This is a genomic window from Pedobacter sp. 01N416 (assembly GCF_056399685.1).
Map to the genome: position 1 here is coordinate 1 of NZ_JBFTRT010000083.1, position 20,209 is coordinate 20,209.

A 20,209-nucleotide genomic window follows, 5' to 3' on the forward strand; every position below is an offset into this window, starting at 1 on the left:
GCACTATACTTGCATACAATCCCCTCGAATATGCCGCCATTAAAAATGCATCATCAAGAATTCGAACCTCCAGAGGAGCTGCAGGATACGATAAAGTGCTTTTGGTACAACAGAAGAGTATCTGGAGCAGAACTATCAAGCTTTGAAGTTGTACCTGATGGTTATGCAGAGATCATTTTTCACTTTGGCAGCGGCTGTAACATTTCTTCCAATGGTGAATTGAAACCATTACCCTCACCATTTATGATGGGATTACTTAACCAGCCTGCTATTTTTTACACGAAAAATCGTTTCGAAATCATTGGGATCAGGTGCTTTCCATGGACGGTATTCGATTTGCTCGGTCTCCCATCCAACAAACATGGATTACATCTATTTGAGCACCCCATGGCCCAGCTTCAACCCAAACTGAATACCTTTATTCTTGATGGAAAAATAAATGAGGCGGCGGCAACGGTAAAGCAGTATTTCTTGCAGGCAAGGGCGCAGGTTGCTGCGAACAGTATGTTGTTCAAAGCTGGAATGGCAATGCAGGAAGCAAAGGGTATTATACCTGTAAGTGAGGTTGCGGCGGCCGCCCATGTAACGGTGCGCACATTGGAAAGGAACTTTAAACGCTCTTCAGGCCATACAGTTAAAGATGTATCGGGCCTGATGCGTTTTGAGCAGGTACGCAACCGATTGTGGCATGATCCAGATGCCAACCTGGTCAGTTTGGCGCATGAGTTTGGTTATACCGACCAACCTCACTTGAGTAGAGAATTTAAACGTTATAGTGGCACTAGCCCTGCAGCATTCGCCCGAAAGGCAAAGAAAGGCAAACAGGTGTTAAGCAACGACCTGCTTAATCTCTCATCCTGAACCCAACCGAGGATTGTCGCGTTTATACAAGCCTAATGCCTCAGCATTCCAGAATTTTGTGTTTTAATCATACGATATGAACACAACACTTAAAAATAAAAAAACCATACACACACCTACTTTTTACGATGTTATTATTTCTGGTGCCGGCCCTGTAGGCCTGTTCCTAGCTTGCGAGTTGGCTTTAGCCAAATGTCGGGTATTGATACTCGAAAAAACAGTAGAGGCTCACTCGCCTTTAAAACAGCTTCCTTTCGGTATCCGCGGCTTATCGGCACCAACTATTGAAGCGCTTTATCGCCGTGGCTTGCTGCAAGAACTTGAAATACATAAACACCTTAAAAACCCTCACCAAAATGCTGTGCAGGGGGCCCGTCGCCAGGCAGGACATTTCGCTGGCATTCCATTTCACGATGGAGACATCGATACCACCCAATGGAAATATCGCCTACCGGGTTCTACACCTACCAGTTTAATTACTGAAATGGAGGAGCTGGAAACTGTATTTTCATGGCGGGCAGAAACCTTAGGCGTTGAAATTAAACGAGGTTTTCCCGTTACAGGCTTCCATCAAAATAACGAAGGTGTAATTGTAGAGGCGGGTGGGCAATCTTTCGAAAGTAAATGGCTTGTGGGCTGCGATGGCAGCCGGAGCGCAGTACGCAAAACCGGTGGTTTCGAATTTACCGGAACTGAGCCTGAATTTACGGGTTACTCAACTATGGTAGACATCCTCAATCCAGAGCTGCTTAAACCAGGACGAAACCTAACCCCAACAGGGATGTACATGCAATCGCAGCCAGGTTACCTGGCCATACAGGATTTTGATGGTGGTGCATTTCATGGTTCGGCAAAGCCAGTTACACAAGAACATCTGCAAGAGGTACTGCGCCGTGTTTCAAATACCGATGTTACCATCAGTACGCTCCATATTGCAAGCACCTGGACCGACCGCGCAAGGCAAGCCACAAGCTACCGCAACGGACGCATACTTTTAGCTGGTGATGCTGCGCACATTCATGCACCTTTAGGTGGCCAGGGGCTTAACCTGGGTTTGGGTGATGCCATGAATCTGGGCTGGAAACTTGCAGCCACCATCCACGGCAAAGCTCCTGAAGGTTTGTTGGATAGTTATGGTACAGAGCGACACCCAATTGGTGCACAAGTACTCAACTGGTCGCGTGCTCAGGCAGCAATTATGAAACCTGATCCTAACGCACGCGCTTTGCATGCCATTGTTACCGACCTTATCAATACCGTTGATGGCGCCACCTATTTTGCGGGCAGGGTTTGGGGCGTTTCTACTCAAATTAATCTTGGTGGAAAGCATCCGCTGGTTGGTTGCAGTGTTCCTAATTTTGAATTTGAAAATGGAACAAAAATTGGCGAACTGATGCATAATGGCCGGGGTATAATGCTCAGTTTTGACCATGATACCTCACTGAAAAAGTTGGCTAGTGAATACAACCAGATCGATTATATTTCGGCAACTGCGAAAAATCAATTTGGGTTATGTGCGGTATTGATCCGGCCTGATGGAATTGTGGCCTGGGCTACTAATAATGCGATAGAGATTAGCGAATTGCAAAAAGCAATGACACAATGGTTCGTATAAAAAATCAGAATTTTGGCTAATGCTAAAAGAGATTGTATCATAAATATAGAATTTGTCATCCTGAGGGTTAATTTATGAAAAACATTGGAGTGGAGATGACAGGGAGAGAAATATCGTCATTCCCAACTTGATTGGGAACCACGGAGTGCTCATGAATGCCTTTGAAGAGAAGAAAGCTTATGAATAATCTAATGCCTTGGTAGGGTTATATGTTGCATTAAGATTCCCGCCTGCGCGAGAATGACGACCAGTTTTTACAATCTTGTCATTGATAGCTTGTCGAAGGGCCTATTAAATACGCTTCAAGGTGTTTCGACAAACTCTCCGTAGAAGTCCTTTGGACAAGATGGCAACATTTGAGGTAAAATCGCCTTTGTGATACAACCTGTTTTTCTTTGGCAATATTTCAACAGTCTATTCCATCTTAAGCCAGGTATACCCTTCTGCCTTGATCTTGACTTTAAGTTGAATTTTATGTGAGGCATCTACCACATGGCTCGTTTTCTTTCCTGCGTCATCGGTTACGATCACATTACGGGTTATGCCTGCATAATATAAAGGAACAGAAATTACCCTTTCTATATCCTGATCCAAGGGGTTATAAACCATTAACAAGCCCTTTGTTTTCAGGCTAGGGTTTACATGTAAAATACCATCCCAATCTCTGCCGTCGGCCCTGCGTAAGTGGATAATGTCGCTATTGAGAATATCGCGGTATTGTTTATACCAATTGATTACGCCTTTTACAGTTTCTTTGGTCGCTTCGGTATCGTACAGGCGGGGGCCACGATAACAGGCCTGCACCCCTGCTCCATAATATTGCATCATCAACTGTTTATAATCTTTAAGGTGATCGGCAAGTGGCTCAAGTACAGCTTCTGCACCTCCCCCCTGATAGGCCGTAAGTGGCACAAAACCCCAGCCCATACTCGGTGTTTTCTCCCAGGTACCGTCAAAAATATTCTGTCGGTTCAAGATCATCTGGTTAGTCCTTGGCAACGAAAAATTCACTTCGCGATAGCCAATTGCAATTTTATTGGTACCATCTAAAAAGTACCAGTCAGGTGCATTGATGTAAACGCCCCGTTCACTTAGCCAGTGGTAAAGTTCCTTTTGCATTTCCATCTGTATCCATTGGCTATCGGCCAATCCTTTGTGCCCCGGGTGTGTGGTTGAGGCACATACATCTCCAGGGTAAGGCCCGTCGTTTTCCCAGATGTCGAATCCTGTTTTCTTGAAAAAATATTTGATTTTATCGCGATAACTCAAACCCCATTTACTACCAAAACACGGTGCGTTACCGAAAAAGGCACCTCCTGGTTTTCCAGTCAGCGGACTAATCACATCATCTTCATCACTAATTCTTCTGGAACTAAAAAGCGAATAACCGCCAATCTTTATATTTTTAGCATGGGCATATTCGGTAAGGTTTTTCCACTTCTGGATATTTGATGCGGTAGAATCTTCCATATTCAGGTGGCTTCCAAAACTTAAAATCAGTGCTTCGTATCCAGTTGCCGCACACTGATCAATGGCATTCTTTACCTGTTGATCGTTCTTGCTCACCAGGTGCATAAAGATTGGATTTTGAGTTGTCCACGGTGCAATAACGCGGTACATTTTACGAATGGCCAAACCCCGTCTTTCCCGATCATAACTATCCATTAAAAGCTCGTTGGTGCGGATAGAGCTGAATACCTCGCCTGCAGCGAGTTCAACATTCACGCCCTTATCTGGGTATACCTCCAATAAACAAGGGGTGGTTTTATCGTAATTCACCTGTGAAGTATAAAGGCTGTCGGCCTTCCAATGCGTGCTCTGATCACTTAAGCTGTACTTCATGGCATTGTTAAAGGCAAAATTACTTTCGATATAAATACCATGTGGTGTTTTCATTTTATCGGTACCACCCACAACAGCGCTTTCTTCTTCTACAACGCCGAGCACCTCATTTACCACCTGATCAATCTTGATTGGAGCATCCGTTTTATTCTCGACTGTTACCCATTTGGTCATCAATGGAAGTCCATCGTACAGTGCATAATTTACCTTAACCAAAACACCGTTTAGTTTCGCGTCTGAACTTTTATAGGTAAATGTTAATGTTTTGCCTGTAGGATTTTTCTTATTAGCCGTCCACATGGAGCCTGGTTTCCATTTGATAAACTGTGGCAATGCAGTAATTTCATATTCCTGGAACTGAAAATCTCTTGCATTCGCTTTCAAACTGGCCAGTATGCCAATAGTAATGTAGGCATTTTCTGTCTGGCCATATAAACCACCAATATTGTATTTTTTGCCGTTAATGGTCACCTGGGCCTCTGGTTTAATTGACCGGAGCAACTGCTCACCAGTAGTCAGGTTGCGAAGATCGGTACAGGCCACATTTGGCGATAAACGGAACACCCGCTTAAGCAGGCCATTGCTTAAAATAATATCTTTTTGATCTGCACTTTTAAAAACAGCCGCAGGGTGACCTTCTGCATGAACAAGCCAATCTACAGTACTCAGATTATCCTGGGCGCTTTTCCAAACTGGGATCTGCTGGGCTAAGGCTTCGGCAAATCCATAATTTAAAAACACCGCAAACAGCAATACAATTACTTTATAAAGTGGATGGGGATTACCTGCAGGCAATTTGGTTAGTTTTAAGGCGATTGTACTTTTCAGCCTTATTAATTTCAGCATATTCTTTGTTGTCAGTCATGCTAAAATATGGAAATTGCGGAGATTTTACGAACGTTTAATGTTTTATCAATAAATCGACTAAAACTCCAGGTAACATTATAAAAAGGCTAAATAGAATCTTTAGGCAATGTATTAAGCTAAAAATGTGCCCAGAAATTTAATCTGAACACATTAAAGCGTTAAAGCAAAGATAGCGATCGCTTTATGCGTTCAACCCACCGTCGATTGTTAAAAACGAACCAGTGATGTATCTGGCTTCTTCGCTTGCAATAAAGCTTACAAATGATGCAATATCTTCTACCGTACCATAATCTGGCAAAGCCATACGGGTTCTCAAGAAATCAGCCAATGGTGCATCTGCGGGATTCATATCGGTATTGATTGGTCCGGGCTGAATCAGGTTTACCGTAATTTTTCGGGCACCAAGATCGCGTGCTAAACCACGTGTAAAACCCTGAAGGGCCGATTTACTCATGGTATACAAAGTGGTTTCAGGACCAACAGCATTATCACCCATATTGCTGCCAATGGTAATGACCCGGCCACCTTCAGGCATACCTTTTGCCGCAGCCAAAGCGGCCACAAAAACTGCTTGTACATTAACGGCCATAATTTCTTTATAGTCTTCAAGTGTATGTTCTTCAAAGGCTTTGCCAATGTAAATACCGGCATTGTTGATCAGGATATCAATGTGGCCAAAATCGGCTATTGTTTTAGCCACTGCGCCAGTTACTTCAGCTGGTACTGCACTGCTTGCTTTTATTGCCACAGCAAGGCCACCCGCGGCTTCAACTTCAGCCACTACGGCATAAGCTTTTTCTGGTGAATTGGCATAAGTAAATACTACTTTCGCACCTTCGGCGGCTAATCTTTTTACAATCGCTGCACCTATGCCCCGGCTTCCTCCTGTTACCAAAGCAATTTTATCTGTTAATTTTTTCATCTGTATTTTTTAAATTTTATGCTAAAGTAAAAGAGATACTTTACATTTGCAGGTAAGCAACAAATTGTTAGGTACTAACAAAAAAGTAAGAAATGAGAAAAGAAACATCAACCAATGCTTTGAACGAAAAAATGATGATCGACAGCTGTGGCATGTCCTCATCGCTGGCGGTAATCGGTGGAAGGTGGAAACCCGCTATATTGTGCCGCCTTTCTTATGGTACCATGCGTTATGGCGAGCTTAAAAAGGACATCATCGGCATATCAGAGCGGATGTTGGTGGCCCAGTTAAGAGAACTGGAGAAAGACCAGATTATTACCCGTGTTGTTTTTCCAGAGGTGCCGCCAAGGGTAGAATACCGCCTAACCGATTTGGGCCGTACCATGAAACCGATGTTGGATGCAATGTCTGACTGGSGCAATATGTACCGGGAACATATTAACCAAATGCAAGATTTATCTGCTAGCGTATTGCAAGACAAATAAATTTTCAATAAAAATAATATCCCGTTTTTCGACTGACAAACTGTTGTCATAGGCCAGTCTTAGTTTTGTTCTATTAAATAATATAACAAGATGTCAGCAACTATGATTACTAAAAGCGAATTATTACAGCATTGGTTAGGTCACAGAAAACTAACCAGAAAAACCATTGAAAAATTTCCTGAAAAAGATTTGTTCGAATTTTCGGTCGGTGGAATGAGGCCTTTTTCTTCATTAATTAAAGAGCTGTTATCCATTAATGTTCCTGGTTTAAAAGAAATGGTCACCAGAGAAACAGCTCCCTTTAGTCATGATCTTCCGCTGAATACCAAGGAAGAGCTACTAACAAAATGGGATGAGGATACCCCAAAAATTGTAGAATATTTTAACCAAATCTCTGAAGATCAGCTTCATGAAACAATTAAATTATTCGGGCAGTACGAGTTTTCGATCATTAGCCACCTATTGTATTTCATTGATAACGAAATACACCACCGCGGGCAAGGCTTTGTATACTTAAGGGCTTTAGGCATTGAGCCTCCATTTTTCTGGGACCGTTATTAAACAATAAAAAGGTTTTATGATAAGTTGTAATTTCCTTTGGTGTTTGTCAGTTGAATCTGGACAATTAGTCGAAACGTCTTTGGGATACATTTAAACAGTGCCCTCGATTGGCTACTATTGGCAAATTCCAATATAAGGGTCGTCATCTCGACCGAAGCAATGCGGAGCGGAGAGATCTTTGAACTATGTTACCGAAAAGTTTAAAGATTTTGCTTCGCAGAGCCTTCGGGTTCTCCACTACGGTCGAAATGACGATAATTAAGACCATTTATCTCCTCAAAATTCATTGTTATTTATATCGGTTTTATAAAATAAATTATCACTCAGGATGACAATTCTCTATTTATGATACAACCTCTTTGTTCTTTATTCTCTTCAAACCAGCTTCCATTATTTCAATCAGCTCATTGTTTAAATGGGTTGGTTCTATAATTTCAGCAACATCAACAAATTTAACAAACCAGCGGATAAAAGAAACAACAGAAAGGGAGCATTCGAAATACATGACCACAAAATCATCTGAAATTTCTTCGCCTGTGAATCCGAAAATCTGCCGTTCCCAATATAGAAAATGTGCATACTTCCGGTCTACCTTAATTTCAACTTTCATCACATTTTCAGATAGACTTTTATCCCTGAATTCGTTAATTGGCGGGTGTGCGATAGTAAAATTTTCTTCAAGCACCAGAACTTTTTTAATCCTGTCTAACCTAAAATTGCGGTAATCTTTCCTTAAATGGCAATAGGCTAAAAGATACCAAAGACTGTGTTCGTAGAATACGCCGATTGGCTCTACTGATCTTCCTATCGGATGAATATCACCGCCTTTGAGGTAATTGATATGGGTTATTTTTTTCTTTAAGGTACTATTGAGCAAAACATCGATAATGTTGGGCAGGTAATCATTAGATTTAAAATCGTTTTTAAGATGTATTGTGTCTTCTAAATGCAGGAAATCTCTTTTTTGATGCACCTGAAAAGAACTTTTTATTTTGATAAGTGCTACCTCAAAATGTTTTTTAATAAACTCGGTTTCATGTTTCTGCATCACTTTTTCGGCAACCATTAAGCTGAGAATTTCTTCCTGACTAAACCTTGAGGGCTGTAGCCTAAACCCTTCCATAATCGAATAGCCAGATCCTGATTCATTTACGATCGGAATACCGGCAATCTCAAGGGCTTTTAAATCCCTGTAGATCGTTCTTATACTGATTTCGAACCGCTTTTGTAATTCTTCAGTAGTTACTACAGATTTAGATTGCAATAGAAAAAATATCTGTAATATCCGGTCAAATCTTTTGGTAATATCCATTTTTAAAAATGTTGGGTATTTAATTAAACAGCTAATTTAGATGGCTTGCCCCTTAGTGCAATATCATTATGTTAAGCGTACGTGTTGTCAGTCTGAGCCTGTCGAAGACCTTTACTAGTCCAAAATAAAAAAGCATTTGTCCTTCAACAGGATATCAATGACGTTATTTTGTAATCATTTAAATATGAGCGACTTATACCGGCTGATATTTCCGCCCAACTAGGCCGTAGTACTGTATCCCCGTTCTACTTAAATCCGGCCTAACAAATTTTTCGGGCCGCACTACCCAAGCCAACCCACTAGCTTCGAAAGAAAAATTTTCAGCCGGTGTTTTTTGTTTTTTCATGGGTCTTTATATTTTCAACGGCATTCAAGCTAGCTCTGCTGGTCTTTTTGACACCAAAAAGAAAGAGCCCATCGGCGGCGGTGAGCCGAGGAAAGCATAAGCTGTAGGGTAAAAAACAATCAATTATATACGCCATTAATATTGATTTTTATACAATAAATTAACCCTCAGGATGACAATGTTTTTGTTTTCTCCATAACTTAATCAAACCGCCCCTTAGCGGAGAAATTGCTTAGGCAATACGTTTTCTGATGAAGATTTTACAAGTTCAAGAATTCTGTTTTGCCGGGTTTCTGCTTTTTTTGCCATTACGATCCATTGTAAGATGGCTTTCTTAGCAGATTTACTTAGGCCAAGAAAAAAAAACTTTGCGTCTTTACTGTTTTTAAATTCTAAAGCTAAATCTTTAGGTATTTTAAGTGTTTCTACTGCATCCAAAGCTGTCCACGACCCATTTTTTTTTGCCTTTTTAATGGTTTCTAAACCTGCTTTTGCGATAAGTTTTTGTGCCAACAGGCGCTTTACCTTTTCCTTATTGATTTTCGACCAAATGCTATTGGCTTTCCGTTTACAGAAAAACTGCATAAACCTCTCCTTATCTATGGGCTTTTTTATACTGTCTATCCAGCCGAAACAAAGGGCCTCATCTACAGCTTCGCTCCAGGTAATGCTTGGCAAACCAGAGCCCTTTTTGCCATAAACAAGCCAAACTGACGATTTAAGCTCATGATGAGCGGCTAACCAATCCCGCCATTCTTTGATGTTGACGGGACAAAAAGTTTCTATATCTTTTACTTTGTTTTCCACTATTTCTCAATTAATAAAATAATTTTCCGGAAGAGATAATCCGTCAATTATTTTAAACATGCAGCAAATTTAGCAGTCGGAGTGACAACCCTATGGCAGTGGTGGTTTTAAACTTGTTTATAATTCTTCACTACCGCTACGGTAACCATCAATTGCCCTACATGGCGCATGGTATGCTCTGCCGCATGGAACAACAAGCCGATAACAGTTGAAGGGAGTCCTGCGCGACCTACGCCTCTATAATCGGGCAATGTGGTTGCGTCTGTACTTTTGATCTGCGCTAATGCAAGATCTACCTGTTTGTTGAAACGGTTAACAAGATCTGCCACGGTATATCCCGCTGCCGAATCTTTACCCTCTTCAGCCAACTGGGCAAACTGAAATTCAGAAAGACGTTCTGCCCTGGCATAAGTAAATACCCGATCGAGCACCCCACTTAAATGCTGAATATGAAAACCTGTAGATGCCATTCCGGCTGGGCGTTGCCAAAGCAGTTCGATTGGGAAGTCGACCATATACTCATTAATCTCTTCTCTTGCTTGTAATAAGGCATGTGTTACAGGCTGTAACATCGGGATAATTTCGGGCAGTGGCCCTCTTTGCCAAACTTCTAATTGTTGCGCCATTCATATTTATTTTTAAAATTTTAGATCCGATTTAAAGAAATCATTACCTTAATTAAAACATTTTTATTCGGTTTGAGGCTCTTCTCCTTCCTTGGCTATTATCTTCTTTAATATTTCCAATTGCCAGATACGTTCGGCTTTAATCCGATTTAAATCTTTATGGAAGGCTAGGCCAATAGTTTTAATTGCGTAATCAGCGCATACCATAGCATGCTCCCTCATGTGCCCAACACCTACCGCCTGACCGGCTGTTCGAATGGCATTTTTCGTCACCTCTGTACTACATACCCTGGCAAGCTCATGAATTTTGAAACCAGCTTGTCTAACCTCGTGAACACTTGCTTTTCCAGCTTGCCAGCGTTTATTTATTTCAAACCCGATTTCAATAATGGATAAATCTATATTTTCATCCGTTACACAGGTTAATACATTTTTTGCACACTTAATGGCCCACTTTGCCAAAGAAATCTGATCTGTTTTCTTGTAAATGCTATCAATTTCAGCTCTTAGATAGATATCATCAACTATTTTAATTTTCGATAAAGTCGGCATAAATCTTAACGTATTTTAAATCATTCTTATTCAGTTTGAGCCGTCAGCTCTCCTTCTTTATCTGGATAATAAATTTCAAAGCCATAAACAAAATGTATGTAATCAATATTAAAGAAAAGGCTGACAATGCAAGAGCGAAGACAGTAGAATACTAAGTTTACGATGAAAAAGTAAGCCTTAAGTTCAAGCAACCAATTTGTGCCGCGTTTTAAAATGATGGTGCAACAGGAGTCAGACCTTATAATGATTGATGTACTTAAATATAGGCAATGGTTACAATCACAATCCAGATCAAGCTAAACACACCTCCAAAATAAAACATTGGCATGTTTTGTTTCAAGTTTTTCTTAATCAAGGAAGCGTAAATGATCCAACCAAAAAAGACAATAAAATATAGCGGAACCGCAAATAATAACATAAGATTAAAATTGGTAATCAAATATAGCCATTTAATTAATTGAAGTCATAAAATTGGCAAAATAAACGATCTATAGAGAAACCATAACGCCAAAATTCCAACCTAGCCAACCTTGTGCACCGTTTTTAAAATGATGGCTCCAGGCGGGCGCCACTTCCTTTTTATAATTTTCGCCAGGAATAGCTTCTCCCTTCACGTAATATGAATACGCGGGTCCTGCAAAAAAAGCAAGCCTCGACAAAGCATTAAACTGCAGGTTTGCCTGTAGCCTGTAGAGGTTGTTTGCTTCTTCAAAATTGCCGGGATATATGGATTGAATGGTTCCTTCGGCGGAGATAGCAAAACGTTTGTTTAATATAAAATCATGACCAAGGCCTAATCCAAAAGTAAATGTTTGGGCAGTATCTGAAAAATTTTCACCTGCAATTAATAAGGTATATAATTTGGCATTTCCGGTTTTAAAGGCGATGTTGGTATTGATTACCTCGTTGCTATATACTGTTATTTTGCGGTAGCCATTATTGGATAGGTTGATCAACCCGATACTGATACCCGATGATGAATCGGCCAGATTTACCACAGCCAGTTGAAAACGTGCCTTTTACTGATCCGCCAACTACATTGAACACGCCCGCTACCTGAATCTTTTTAATATCGCCTTTGGTTAAATTAAACGCACCCGCTATTTCAAAGCCATTTGTTCCGGCAGTATAACCACCAAGTACATTTAAAGATGCCTTGTTTACTACACTAGAACTCATGCTGCCATGCGAACTTAAGCCAGGGGTAAACGATGCCTGAAATGGTGTCTGTGCCAAAAAATCAGGAATATTAAGATTCTGGATGCGTTGCTTTGAGGAAAGCAAAAAACGCCATATGCCCCGCCCTCCAAATGTGTTGGTAAAAAATGCGCCTTTCTCTTTGTCCGGATCTTCGTATTTCTCAGGTTTTATATTGATGTCAGCCAGGAAAACCAAGGCTGTATCGCGATAGGTTTCTTTACTCGCCGTTAAAATTACGCCACTGTGCTCGCCTCTAAAACGCAATGTAAAATAACCATTGTTATCTGTAAGTGCAGCCTGAAGCAGTTTTTTTTCGTAAACACTGGCCTGTTTAACTTTATTGCCTGTTCGGGTATCAACTACATAACCGCTTATTGCATATTCATTGTCGCCATTAGCAATGTGTTCTGCTTCTATTGTTAAATGATTTACGGCATAGCGAAGAATAATGTATTCGGCATTTTCTTTATAATCTACCTTACCATCAAATAGCTGATCTAAAACCTCGCGCACCGGAACATTCTTCACATTCAGGTTAACCAGGCTATCCTGTCGGAACAGTGCACCATTATAAGAAAAATAGAATCCGCCAGCTTTGCATATCATCTGCAAAACATTGCCAACCCGTTCCTGCTTAACATTTAAGCTTACTCCTTTTGATAAATTCCTTCTATAATCGACTGTGGCAACCTGTGCGCTACAATAGCCCGAAATAAAGAGCAATAAAATAATTAGCCTTGTCTTCATTATTTTTTAGCAGACAACAAAATGGCGTTGCCATTACGGGTCAAGTTTAAATTTAAAGTTTCACAGGTAACGATCAGAATATCATTTAACGAATCCATTTTGAAAGTGGTGGTAATGGTTAAATCTTTAACTTTATCATCTAACATAATATTACTTCCGTAGGCTTCATTTAAAGTGTTAACCAGTTTCCATAACGGAAGGTTATTGCCCTGAATTAGTCTGGTTCTGTAATAGTTGTAAAGCTGATCGGTGCTTTGTTCTTTTACCAGTTTACGGGTATTGCCGTCGATGTGGATTTTTTCACCCTTATAAAGCTTAATTTCATCATTGGCCAGGCGAACCTTCACAATTCCGGTTTCTACGTTAATTTCGGTATCCTTTTTTATATGCCTGATATTGAAGGACGTACCCACTACTTCTACACTTATCTTTTCGATATCGATTACAAAAGGATGCGTTTTATCTTTGGCTACATCAAAAAACACGTCACCTTGCTCCAACTTCAGTTTTCTGTTGTTTTTAAAGTTAGTGGCATAGCTTATTTTGGTATTCTTGTTTAAGGTAAGCGCCGATCCATCAGGTAAGGTTTCGGTACGTACCTGATAGGTAGCCGTGAGTTCGGTATATTTTCCGGGGCCGTATAAACTATATGCGATCCATCCCCCAACGGCAATAAACAATACCGCAGCCATCTTTAGCCAAACTTTAGCAACATTTAACCGCTTAACGTTGTTACCTTGCGGTTTTAAATCTGCTCTTCTCGCCTTAAAACTTGTCCATGCCTGTTCTTCATCCTTTTTGTTATCGTTTTTTAAGGTGTTGCTTACCTGCCAGATGGTTTCCAGCTGGGTAAAATGTTTTTTATTGGCTTCGGCAGCGTTTAACCACTTTTCTACCTTTTCGTTTTCTTCTATAGTACTTTCTTTTAGAAGAACCTTTATCAATAATTCATCAGTCATGCGCTTTCTTCTAATTAAAAAAATCGTTGTAATACCATAATCCGAGTAAAATAAACACCAGGAAATCGGCAAGTTTTAGTCTTAAAATCCTTAAAGCCTTTCCCATTTGATTTTCTACCGTTTTGATTGACAGACCTAAATGATCGGCAATTTCGCGGTATTTCAATTCTTCGAACCTGCTCATTTGAAAAATGGTGCGGCATTGTTCTGGTAAATGGTTCAGGGCATCTCTTAAATGCTGCTGTAGTTCAGTAAATTCGAATTTTGCAGCAGCAGGTTCATGTTCTGTATTCATGGTGTGTACCGTAAATTCCTGGTATTTGCTTTTGGTTTTCTCCTGTTTAATGTAGTTTAAACTATCGTTGTAAACACATTTGTAGAGGTATGCTTTTATAGATTGTATTTTAAGGTTTTCTCTTTTTTCCCAAAACTTTAAGAACATTCCCTGTACAATTTCTTCAGCAACATCTTCATCTTTTAAAATCACCTGAGCATAAGCGTGCAGTGCATTGTAATGCGTTTTGAACAAATGTTCAAATGCGGTATCATCATGGTATTGATGGCTGATTTTGGAAGCTACTACGGTTAATTCCACGGGTTTAATTGTAATCAAATATATATGTTTATTAATTATTGAATCTTGAATGATTTATTGAGTAAGTGTTGGATGTACGCAAAACTCAATCATTCCCTCACTCAAAACTCACTCATTCATCATATATAGGTTTATTAATTATTGAATTTTGAATGAGAGATTGAGTGTATGTTGGAGGTATGCAAACTCAATCATTCCCTTATTCAAAACTCACTCATTCATCATATATAGGTTTATTAATTATTGAATTTTGAATGAGAGATTGAGTGTATGTTGGAGGTATGCAAACTCAATCATTCCCTCATTCAAAACTCACTCATTCAATCATATATAGGTTTATTAATTATTGAATTTTGAATGAGAGATTGAGTGTATGTTGGACGGTATGCGAAACTCAATCATTCCCTCATTCAAAACTCACTCATTCAATCATTTAATTATTCAATCATTCATTTTAAAAACTAATGGCCAAACCACCTGTATAACCTAAAAACAGGGCATGTAGGGTATTGTCTTTTCTATCCCAGCTTTTTATGTAGTGTTTCTGTAGGGTTTTTCCCTCTTCGGTATTGGTTGATACAAAATTGAACGATGGCCCTGCAAAAATTTCTAAATTCTGACCTATCCTAAGCGAAGGCAGTAACTGAAAGGTAGATTTGAAATAATTGCCACGTTTAAAGTTTTGCAATGAACCCGAGGTAAGTTCTGCATTTAGCCTAAAGTGTTCTGATTGAAAAAAGTGAGCACCTAAACCTGCTTCGAAAGCATAAACTTCATCTTTATTTTTAAAGTTATAACCAGCGCCGATAATACCATATAATACTTTCCCGCCCGATCTGAATGTGGCCATGGTCGTTAAATTCTGGTTGGTAGTTAAAGCAATGCTTTTCTCGCCATTTTTAACAATATTGATAATCCCAATCGGATAATCACTGCTATCGGCCACGTTAATAAAACCAGCAAGCTGAACGCCTTTCACTTTCTTTGCCACATTGATAAAACCTGCAATTTGTGAACCTTTTACATCGGCAGCCTTATTCATAAAACCTGCAACCTGCACGGCGGAAACATTTTTCGAAGTCCAGTTCATAAAACCAGCTACCTGCGCGCCACTGTTTTCTTTTGAGATATTGGCGAAACCTGCAATAGCGGCCCCATTCCCTCCACCATAAGTATTGATAAAACCTGCAAACTGCGCCCCACTTGCTTTGCCACCAATGTGGTTAGAAAAACCTGCGAACTGTGTACCACTAGCATTTTTACGCACGATATTGGAAAGGCCTGCGAATGACAGCCCTTTTTCTGCTGCCGAAACACCAACCAAAGCGTTTAAAGAAAATACATTTGTATCTAACGAGGCATGGGTTCCGTTTGTGCTTACCGGGTATACAAAACCAATATTTACTTTCCCTTTTTTGCCTTCTTGTGCAAAACCATTTAAACCTGTGCTTAATAGTATAGCTAAACCTAATGCTTTAACACCAGATGCTTTTTTGAAGTTAATGCTTGTAGCCAAGCTGTTTTTAATTTTTGTCGAAGTTGTGTCCATTTCTGTCTGATTTTAAAATGAGACAACAAACACGACACTTACCCCTACGTGCAGCAAAAAAAATATTTCAGTGCTCCCCAATATTATTAGAAGTCTTTTTTTAGCAGCTGAAAATGATAAGTTAAAAGTTCACCAGCATAATATAAACGCCTAAATCTGCTACAATATTGATCTCACTAAACCGCCTTCCACCCTAATGGCAGCCCCATTGGTTCCGGAGGCTAACGGACTTACATAAAAAGTAACCGCATTTGCAATTTCACTCACATCAAGAAAGCGTTGCAGTAAGGAAGTGGGCCGCATGTTCTTAAAGAAATCGGCTTCTACCTCAGCAATAGTGATGTTTCCATTTTTAGCTAAATCTTCAATAAAAACACCTACCCCTTTTGATTTGGTAGGGCCTGGCAAAATTGAATTGACGGTTACCCCGGTACCTTGGGTTAATTCTGCCAAACCACGGCTAACCGCCAGCTGTGCAGTTTTAGTCATGCCATAGTGGATCATTTCATCCGGGATAAACACGGCCGATTCGCTGGAGATAAAAATAATCCTGCCCCAATTTTTCTTTAACATCTTGGGGAATAGCTGCCGCGACAACCTGATCCCACTCATTACGTTAACTTCGAAAAACCTAAACCAATCGTCGTCACTGATCTCTTCAAAAGCTTTAGGTTCGAAAATACCTGCGTTGTTGATCAGAATATCTATCTCTGGTAGTTTATCGATCAGGTCATTTACTTCATCGGCTTTCGAAAAATCAGCAGCTATTCCTGAAATAAATTCGCTCCCAGCAATACCTTGCAACGATTTCACTGCATCATCTACACTGCTTTGCGACCGGCCATTGATAATTACTTTTACACCTTCTTTTAATAAACTTTCGGCAATTGCGAATCCGATCCCAGCGGTAGAGCCGCTTATAAAAGCCGTTTTATGCTTTAACTGTAAATCCATTTTTCCTTTTTAAATTAATGTTTATGATAAAATAATTATTGCCCTAGGGTTATACAAACTGAACAATTTTTTGGATAAAAAGTGTCATAAGAATATGCTAAAATGAATGGCAAGACTACAATAATCGGGTATTGCTTTTGAACAGGAACAGCTTAAAGCAAGAAATGCCAAAATAGCCTCCCTTATCATCTCCCAATAAACATATTTTCTTATCCATAAACGTATCCCTGATCTGTTAGTTGATTAACGTTTAAGTGAAGATAACCACTAGCTATTGATCTTCCTTCTGATCCTGGATAAAGATTGTGGTGTGATGCCCAAATAAGAAGCTACGTCTGTTAATGATATACGTAGGGCAATGTCGGCCTGACGGGTAACAAACAACCGGTATCTATTGGCAGAATCCTGCCCTAAATAGGCATTTCGGATATTGATCTTGTCTATTAAAGCTTGTTGTGTAATCTGATCAATAAGTGTTTTAAGATATGGTACCTGTTCGTAAAGTTTCAAAAGCGCTGTTCTACTAATACCTAAAACCTCACAATTGCAGGCTGCTTGTATACACTCTTCTGCTGGTATCTGCTTATGGAAACTATTCAATATCGTACAAAACTGATTTTCCTTTAAAAAGTAATGGGTCACTTCATTCCCCTTTTCATTTCGGATAACGATCCGGAGTACACCATCAACAATAAAAAAAAGTTCTTTACTAATACTGCCTGGCTGGGAGAGCGCTTCTCCTTCTTTAAACATTTTGGGATTAAAGGCTTCCACGATATACTGTTCTTCTGCTGCCGAAATTTGATGGTACAGTTTCAGATAGCTGATAAGTTTGTTCGGCATTGGGATTTATATATGGTATGGAATTGAGTTGGACAAAAAATACAAGCTCAGACCGTTTTTACCAATTGGTAAGTGAATTGGTCGTTGATATCTCAAAATTTGCACTTCAATTTACAACATCATGAAAATAAAAGCAAATGAATTTACACTGAAAGGAAAAACAGTGATCGTATTAGGAGGAAGCTCAGGCCTAGGTTTTGCAACAGCACAGGCCGCAGCGCACGATGGTGCAAAAGTGGTAATTGTTTCCGGTAATGAAAACAGGATTAATGAGGCATTAAAATCCTTACCCGAAAACTGCCAAGGCTTTGCCGTAGATCTGAGTAAAGAAGAAAACATCAAACAGTTTTTTAATTCGGTCGAACCTTTCGATCACCTGGTATATACAGCAGGCGAAAATATGGTATTGAATACGATTAATGAAACTAACCTGGATGATGCCCGTCAGTTTTTTACATTAAGGTATTGGGGGGCTTTTGCTGCAGTTAAATATGCAGCAAAGAAAATTAAGGCAGGCGGTTCTATTAATTTAACAGGAGGTATTGCCAGCCCAAGACCAAGTGCCGGCTGGGGCGTAGCGGCCAGTATTTGTGGCGCCGTGGAAGGTTTTACCCGTGCAATGGCTGTAGAACTAGCACCAGTACGTATAAATTCGGTATCACCAGGTGTGGTTAAAACCAATTTATGGAACAGCATGAGCGATGAGGATAGAAATAACCTCTATGTTGGTGTAGGTGAACGTTTACCTGTAAAGCGCGTTGGAGAAGCCGGCGATATTGCACAGGCATTTTTATACACCATGAAACAACAATACGGCACAGGGCAAGTAATTGTGGTAGATGGTGGTTCGGTATTGGTGTAAACCACAATAAAGAAATCGTCATTTCGATCAGCGTGTAACGCAGTCTGGAAACCAAATAGTGCTTTGCGAAGCTAAATCTATTCAGATCCCCATTTCATTACGTTTCATCCGATAGCTATCGGATCGAGATGACGACTTTCCGCAACTCCAAAATATCACGCAATTTGCCGTTTTAATGTTTTAAGTTGCGTGGCCAATAATACCCCTCCAAGTGCAGCCGTAAGAAAAGCGCCTTCAAAAATCAACAATCGTTTTTTCTTTTTAAAGCCGCGGTAAAAGGTATGTGCTGCAATAATTCCCAGGCCAACAAAGTCTATGTCTCTCTGTACCCTTTTCGACGAATCTTTACTTTTAATCAGCGCGATGCGTAATAATTTATCAATTAAACTGATGTTTTGAGAAACACCTTTTCTAATCTGTGCTTTACTTGCCGAAGCGCCCAATTTCTTAGCCGCAGTTTGTAATCCTGTAGTGGTGATCTCGTTAATCAAATGTGTTTTGGTATCTTTTTTTTCCATATTGCTTCTATAGGTCCTATTATTTTAACCCGATATAAAGGGATATGGTTTTGATTATTTGAGAATGATGTGGCCAGCCATTGTTATTTACGATAGGATAACCAAATCAATATCCTTCATCGCCAGATTCTTCAACAAACCATTAAAAACCGCCGTACGCAGAATGACCTGAAAAATATTTAGATGGGGTTTTCCGATGCAAATGGTGGTAATTTCTTTCTCGTTTGCAATATCGATGATGGTTTTGGTTATCGCATTACTCTTTACTTTGATCACTTCGGCCCCAAGCTCGGTAGCCAGTTTAAAATGGTTAATCAGATGGCGCTGCTTATCGAGTTTAATACGTTCCATGCTTTCACTATCGCTCTGCACATACAACACAATCCATGGCGATCGGTAATAGGAAGCTAATCTTGCTGTTTTCCGGATCACTACCCCTGCGGTTTCGGCATTAGAAGAAATACAGGCTAAAAAACGTTCAGGCCGAAGTTTAATTGATTTTGGGATTTCGGTCTGGATTTTCCGTTCTACCTGGTGCACCACCTCTTTTAAGGCCAGTTCGCGCAGCTGAAGAATTTTATCGGACTGAAAAAAATTGCCAAGTGCTCTTTCAATTTTTGATTGATCGTAAATTTTGCCTTCTTTAAGGCGGGTAACCAATTCGTCAGCGGTAAGGTCGATGTTCACGATTTCATCGGCTATCTCCAATATCTTATCCGGGATACGTTCGGTAACAGCGATGCCTGTAATCTGCTCAATTTCCTCATTAATGCTTTCCAGGTGCTGAATATTTACGGCCGAGATCACACTGATCCCTGCTTCGAGCAGGTCGAAAACATCTTGCCAGCGTTTGGTATTCTTACTGCCCTCGGCATTGGTATGTGCAAGTTCATCTACAATAACAATCTCAGGATGGCGATTCATAATTCCTTTCAGGTCCATCTCTTCGATTTCTTTGCCACGATAGAAAATTTTCCTTCGCGGAATAATGGGAAGGCCCGCAACAAGGGCTTCTGTTTCTGCTCTTTTGTGGGTTTCAACATAGCCGATACAAATGTCTACCCCATTCCGCAGCAAGGCATGCGATTCCTGGAGCATACGGTATGTTTTACCCACACCGGCACTCATGCCGATGTAAATTTTGAGCTTTCCGCGCCTGGATTTTTTAACCAGATCCAAAAAATGC

The 20,209-nt window shown here is 40.1% G+C and carries 20 protein-coding genes; 5 read left to right on the forward strand and 15 right to left on the reverse strand.

The features are described from left to right. Together AC1DND_RS06930 and AC1DND_RS06935 are read left to right on the forward strand one after the other, a co-directional pair. Positions 1–861 (forward strand): AraC family transcriptional regulator (locus AC1DND_RS06930; protein WP_477580221.1); only part of this gene is annotated, 861 nt, incomplete at its 5' end. Between the two features lie 76 nt (positions 862–937). Next, entirely contained in the window at positions 938–2,476 is a 1,539-nt protein-coding gene (locus AC1DND_RS06935) for an FAD-dependent monooxygenase (RefSeq protein ID WP_477580223.1), read from the forward strand. 414 nt (positions 2,477–2,890) lie between these two features. On the opposite strand, the gene AC1DND_RS06940 is transcribed toward AC1DND_RS06935, so the two are convergent. Both AC1DND_RS06940 and AC1DND_RS06945 read right to left on the reverse strand, forming a co-directional pair. Next, positions 2,891–5,164, reverse strand: a complete 2,274-nt coding sequence (locus AC1DND_RS06940) for an alpha-galactosidase (protein ID WP_477580225.1) — start codon at positions 5,162–5,164, stop codon at positions 2,891–2,893. 202 nt (positions 5,165–5,366) lie between these two features. Next, entirely contained in the window at positions 5,367–6,107 is a 741-nt protein-coding gene (locus tag AC1DND_RS06945) for an SDR family NAD(P)-dependent oxidoreductase (RefSeq protein WP_477580227.1), read from the reverse strand. 92 nt (positions 6,108–6,199) lie between these two features. On the opposite strand from AC1DND_RS06945, the gene AC1DND_RS06950 reads away from it, so the two are divergent. Together AC1DND_RS06950 and AC1DND_RS06955 are read left to right on the forward strand one after the other, a co-directional pair. Continuing rightward, positions 6,200–6,592: a winged helix-turn-helix transcriptional regulator gene (locus tag AC1DND_RS06950; RefSeq protein WP_477580229.1), complete on the forward strand. Its 393-nt coding sequence runs from the start codon at positions 6,200–6,202 to the stop codon at positions 6,590–6,592. A 90-nt stretch (positions 6,593–6,682) separates the two neighbouring features. After that, positions 6,683–7,153, forward strand: coding sequence for a DinB family protein (locus AC1DND_RS06955; RefSeq protein ID WP_477580231.1), 471 nt, complete (start codon positions 6,683–6,685; stop codon positions 7,151–7,153). 343 nt (positions 7,154–7,496) lie between these two features. Here the strand turns inward: AC1DND_RS06955 and AC1DND_RS06960 are convergent, their stop codons facing one another. The 11 genes from AC1DND_RS06960 to AC1DND_RS07010 form a co-directional block, all read right to left on the reverse strand. After that, positions 7,497–8,465, reverse strand: coding sequence for a helix-turn-helix transcriptional regulator (locus AC1DND_RS06960; RefSeq protein ID WP_477580233.1), 969 nt, complete (start codon positions 8,463–8,465; stop codon positions 7,497–7,499). Positions 8,466–9,027: 562 nt separating this feature from the next. Further along, the gene (locus AC1DND_RS06965; protein ID WP_477580235.1) at positions 9,028–9,618 is read right to left on the reverse strand and encodes a YdeI/OmpD-associated family protein; all 591 of its coding nucleotides are present in this window, start codon (positions 9,616–9,618) and stop codon (positions 9,028–9,030) included. 107 nt (positions 9,619–9,725) lie between these two features. Next, positions 9,726–10,244 carry a DinB family protein gene (locus AC1DND_RS06970; RefSeq protein ID WP_477580237.1) on the reverse strand — a complete coding sequence of 173 codons (519 nt, stop codon included), beginning with the start codon at positions 10,242–10,244 and terminating at the stop codon, positions 9,726–9,728. Positions 10,245–10,307: 63 nt separating this feature from the next. Continuing rightward, complete coding sequence (locus AC1DND_RS06975; RefSeq protein WP_477580239.1) at positions 10,308–10,796, reverse strand: putative immunity protein; 489 nt, start codon at positions 10,794–10,796, stop codon at positions 10,308–10,310. Positions 10,797–11,284: 488 nt separating this feature from the next. Then, positions 11,285–11,794 (reverse strand): hypothetical protein, encoded by a 510-nt coding sequence (locus tag AC1DND_RS06980; protein ID WP_477580241.1) that lies wholly within the window; start codon positions 11,792–11,794, stop codon positions 11,285–11,287. Next, positions 11,733–12,743 carry an STN and carboxypeptidase regulatory-like domain-containing protein gene (locus AC1DND_RS06985; RefSeq protein ID WP_477580243.1) on the reverse strand — a complete coding sequence of 337 codons (1,011 nt, stop codon included), beginning with the start codon at positions 12,741–12,743 and terminating at the stop codon, positions 11,733–11,735. The genes AC1DND_RS06980 and AC1DND_RS06985 overlap by 62 nt, the downstream gene beginning before the upstream one ends. Then, positions 12,743–13,702: a FecR family protein gene (locus tag AC1DND_RS06990; RefSeq protein WP_477580245.1), complete on the reverse strand. Its 960-nt coding sequence runs from the start codon at positions 13,700–13,702 to the stop codon at positions 12,743–12,745. Before AC1DND_RS06990 ends, AC1DND_RS06985 begins: the two co-directional genes overlap by 1 nt. 10 nt (positions 13,703–13,712) lie before the next feature. Then, positions 13,713–14,297 carry an RNA polymerase sigma-70 factor gene (locus tag AC1DND_RS06995; protein WP_477580247.1) on the reverse strand — a complete coding sequence of 195 codons (585 nt, stop codon included), beginning with the start codon at positions 14,295–14,297 and terminating at the stop codon, positions 13,713–13,715. A 454-nt stretch (positions 14,298–14,751) separates the two neighbouring features. Then, positions 14,752–15,846: a hypothetical protein gene (locus AC1DND_RS07000; RefSeq protein WP_477580249.1), complete on the reverse strand. Its 1,095-nt coding sequence runs from the start codon at positions 15,844–15,846 to the stop codon at positions 14,752–14,754. 159 nt (positions 15,847–16,005) lie between these two features. Beyond that, positions 16,006–16,800: an SDR family NAD(P)-dependent oxidoreductase gene (locus AC1DND_RS07005; protein WP_477580251.1), complete on the reverse strand. Its 795-nt coding sequence runs from the start codon at positions 16,798–16,800 to the stop codon at positions 16,006–16,008. A gap of 267 nt (positions 16,801–17,067) precedes the next feature. Continuing rightward, on the reverse strand, positions 17,068–17,643 hold the full coding sequence (locus AC1DND_RS07010) for a Crp/Fnr family transcriptional regulator (RefSeq protein WP_477580253.1): 576 nt from the start codon (positions 17,641–17,643) through the stop codon (positions 17,068–17,070). Between the two features lie 121 nt (positions 17,644–17,764). Between AC1DND_RS07010 and AC1DND_RS07015 the strand changes: the two genes are divergently transcribed. Beyond that, positions 17,765–18,505, forward strand: coding sequence for an SDR family oxidoreductase (locus AC1DND_RS07015; RefSeq protein ID WP_477580255.1), 741 nt, complete (start codon positions 17,765–17,767; stop codon positions 18,503–18,505). Between the two features lie 155 nt (positions 18,506–18,660). Here the strand turns inward: AC1DND_RS07015 and AC1DND_RS07020 are convergent, their stop codons facing one another. Both AC1DND_RS07020 and AC1DND_RS07025 read right to left on the reverse strand, forming a co-directional pair. Next, entirely contained in the window at positions 18,661–19,023 is a 363-nt protein-coding gene (locus AC1DND_RS07020; protein ID WP_477580257.1) for a hypothetical protein, read from the reverse strand. An 87-nt stretch (positions 19,024–19,110) separates the two neighbouring features. Then, positions 19,111–20,209: sensor protein KdpD (locus tag AC1DND_RS07025; RefSeq protein WP_477580259.1), on the reverse strand; the 1,099-nt coding region annotated here is incomplete at its 5' end.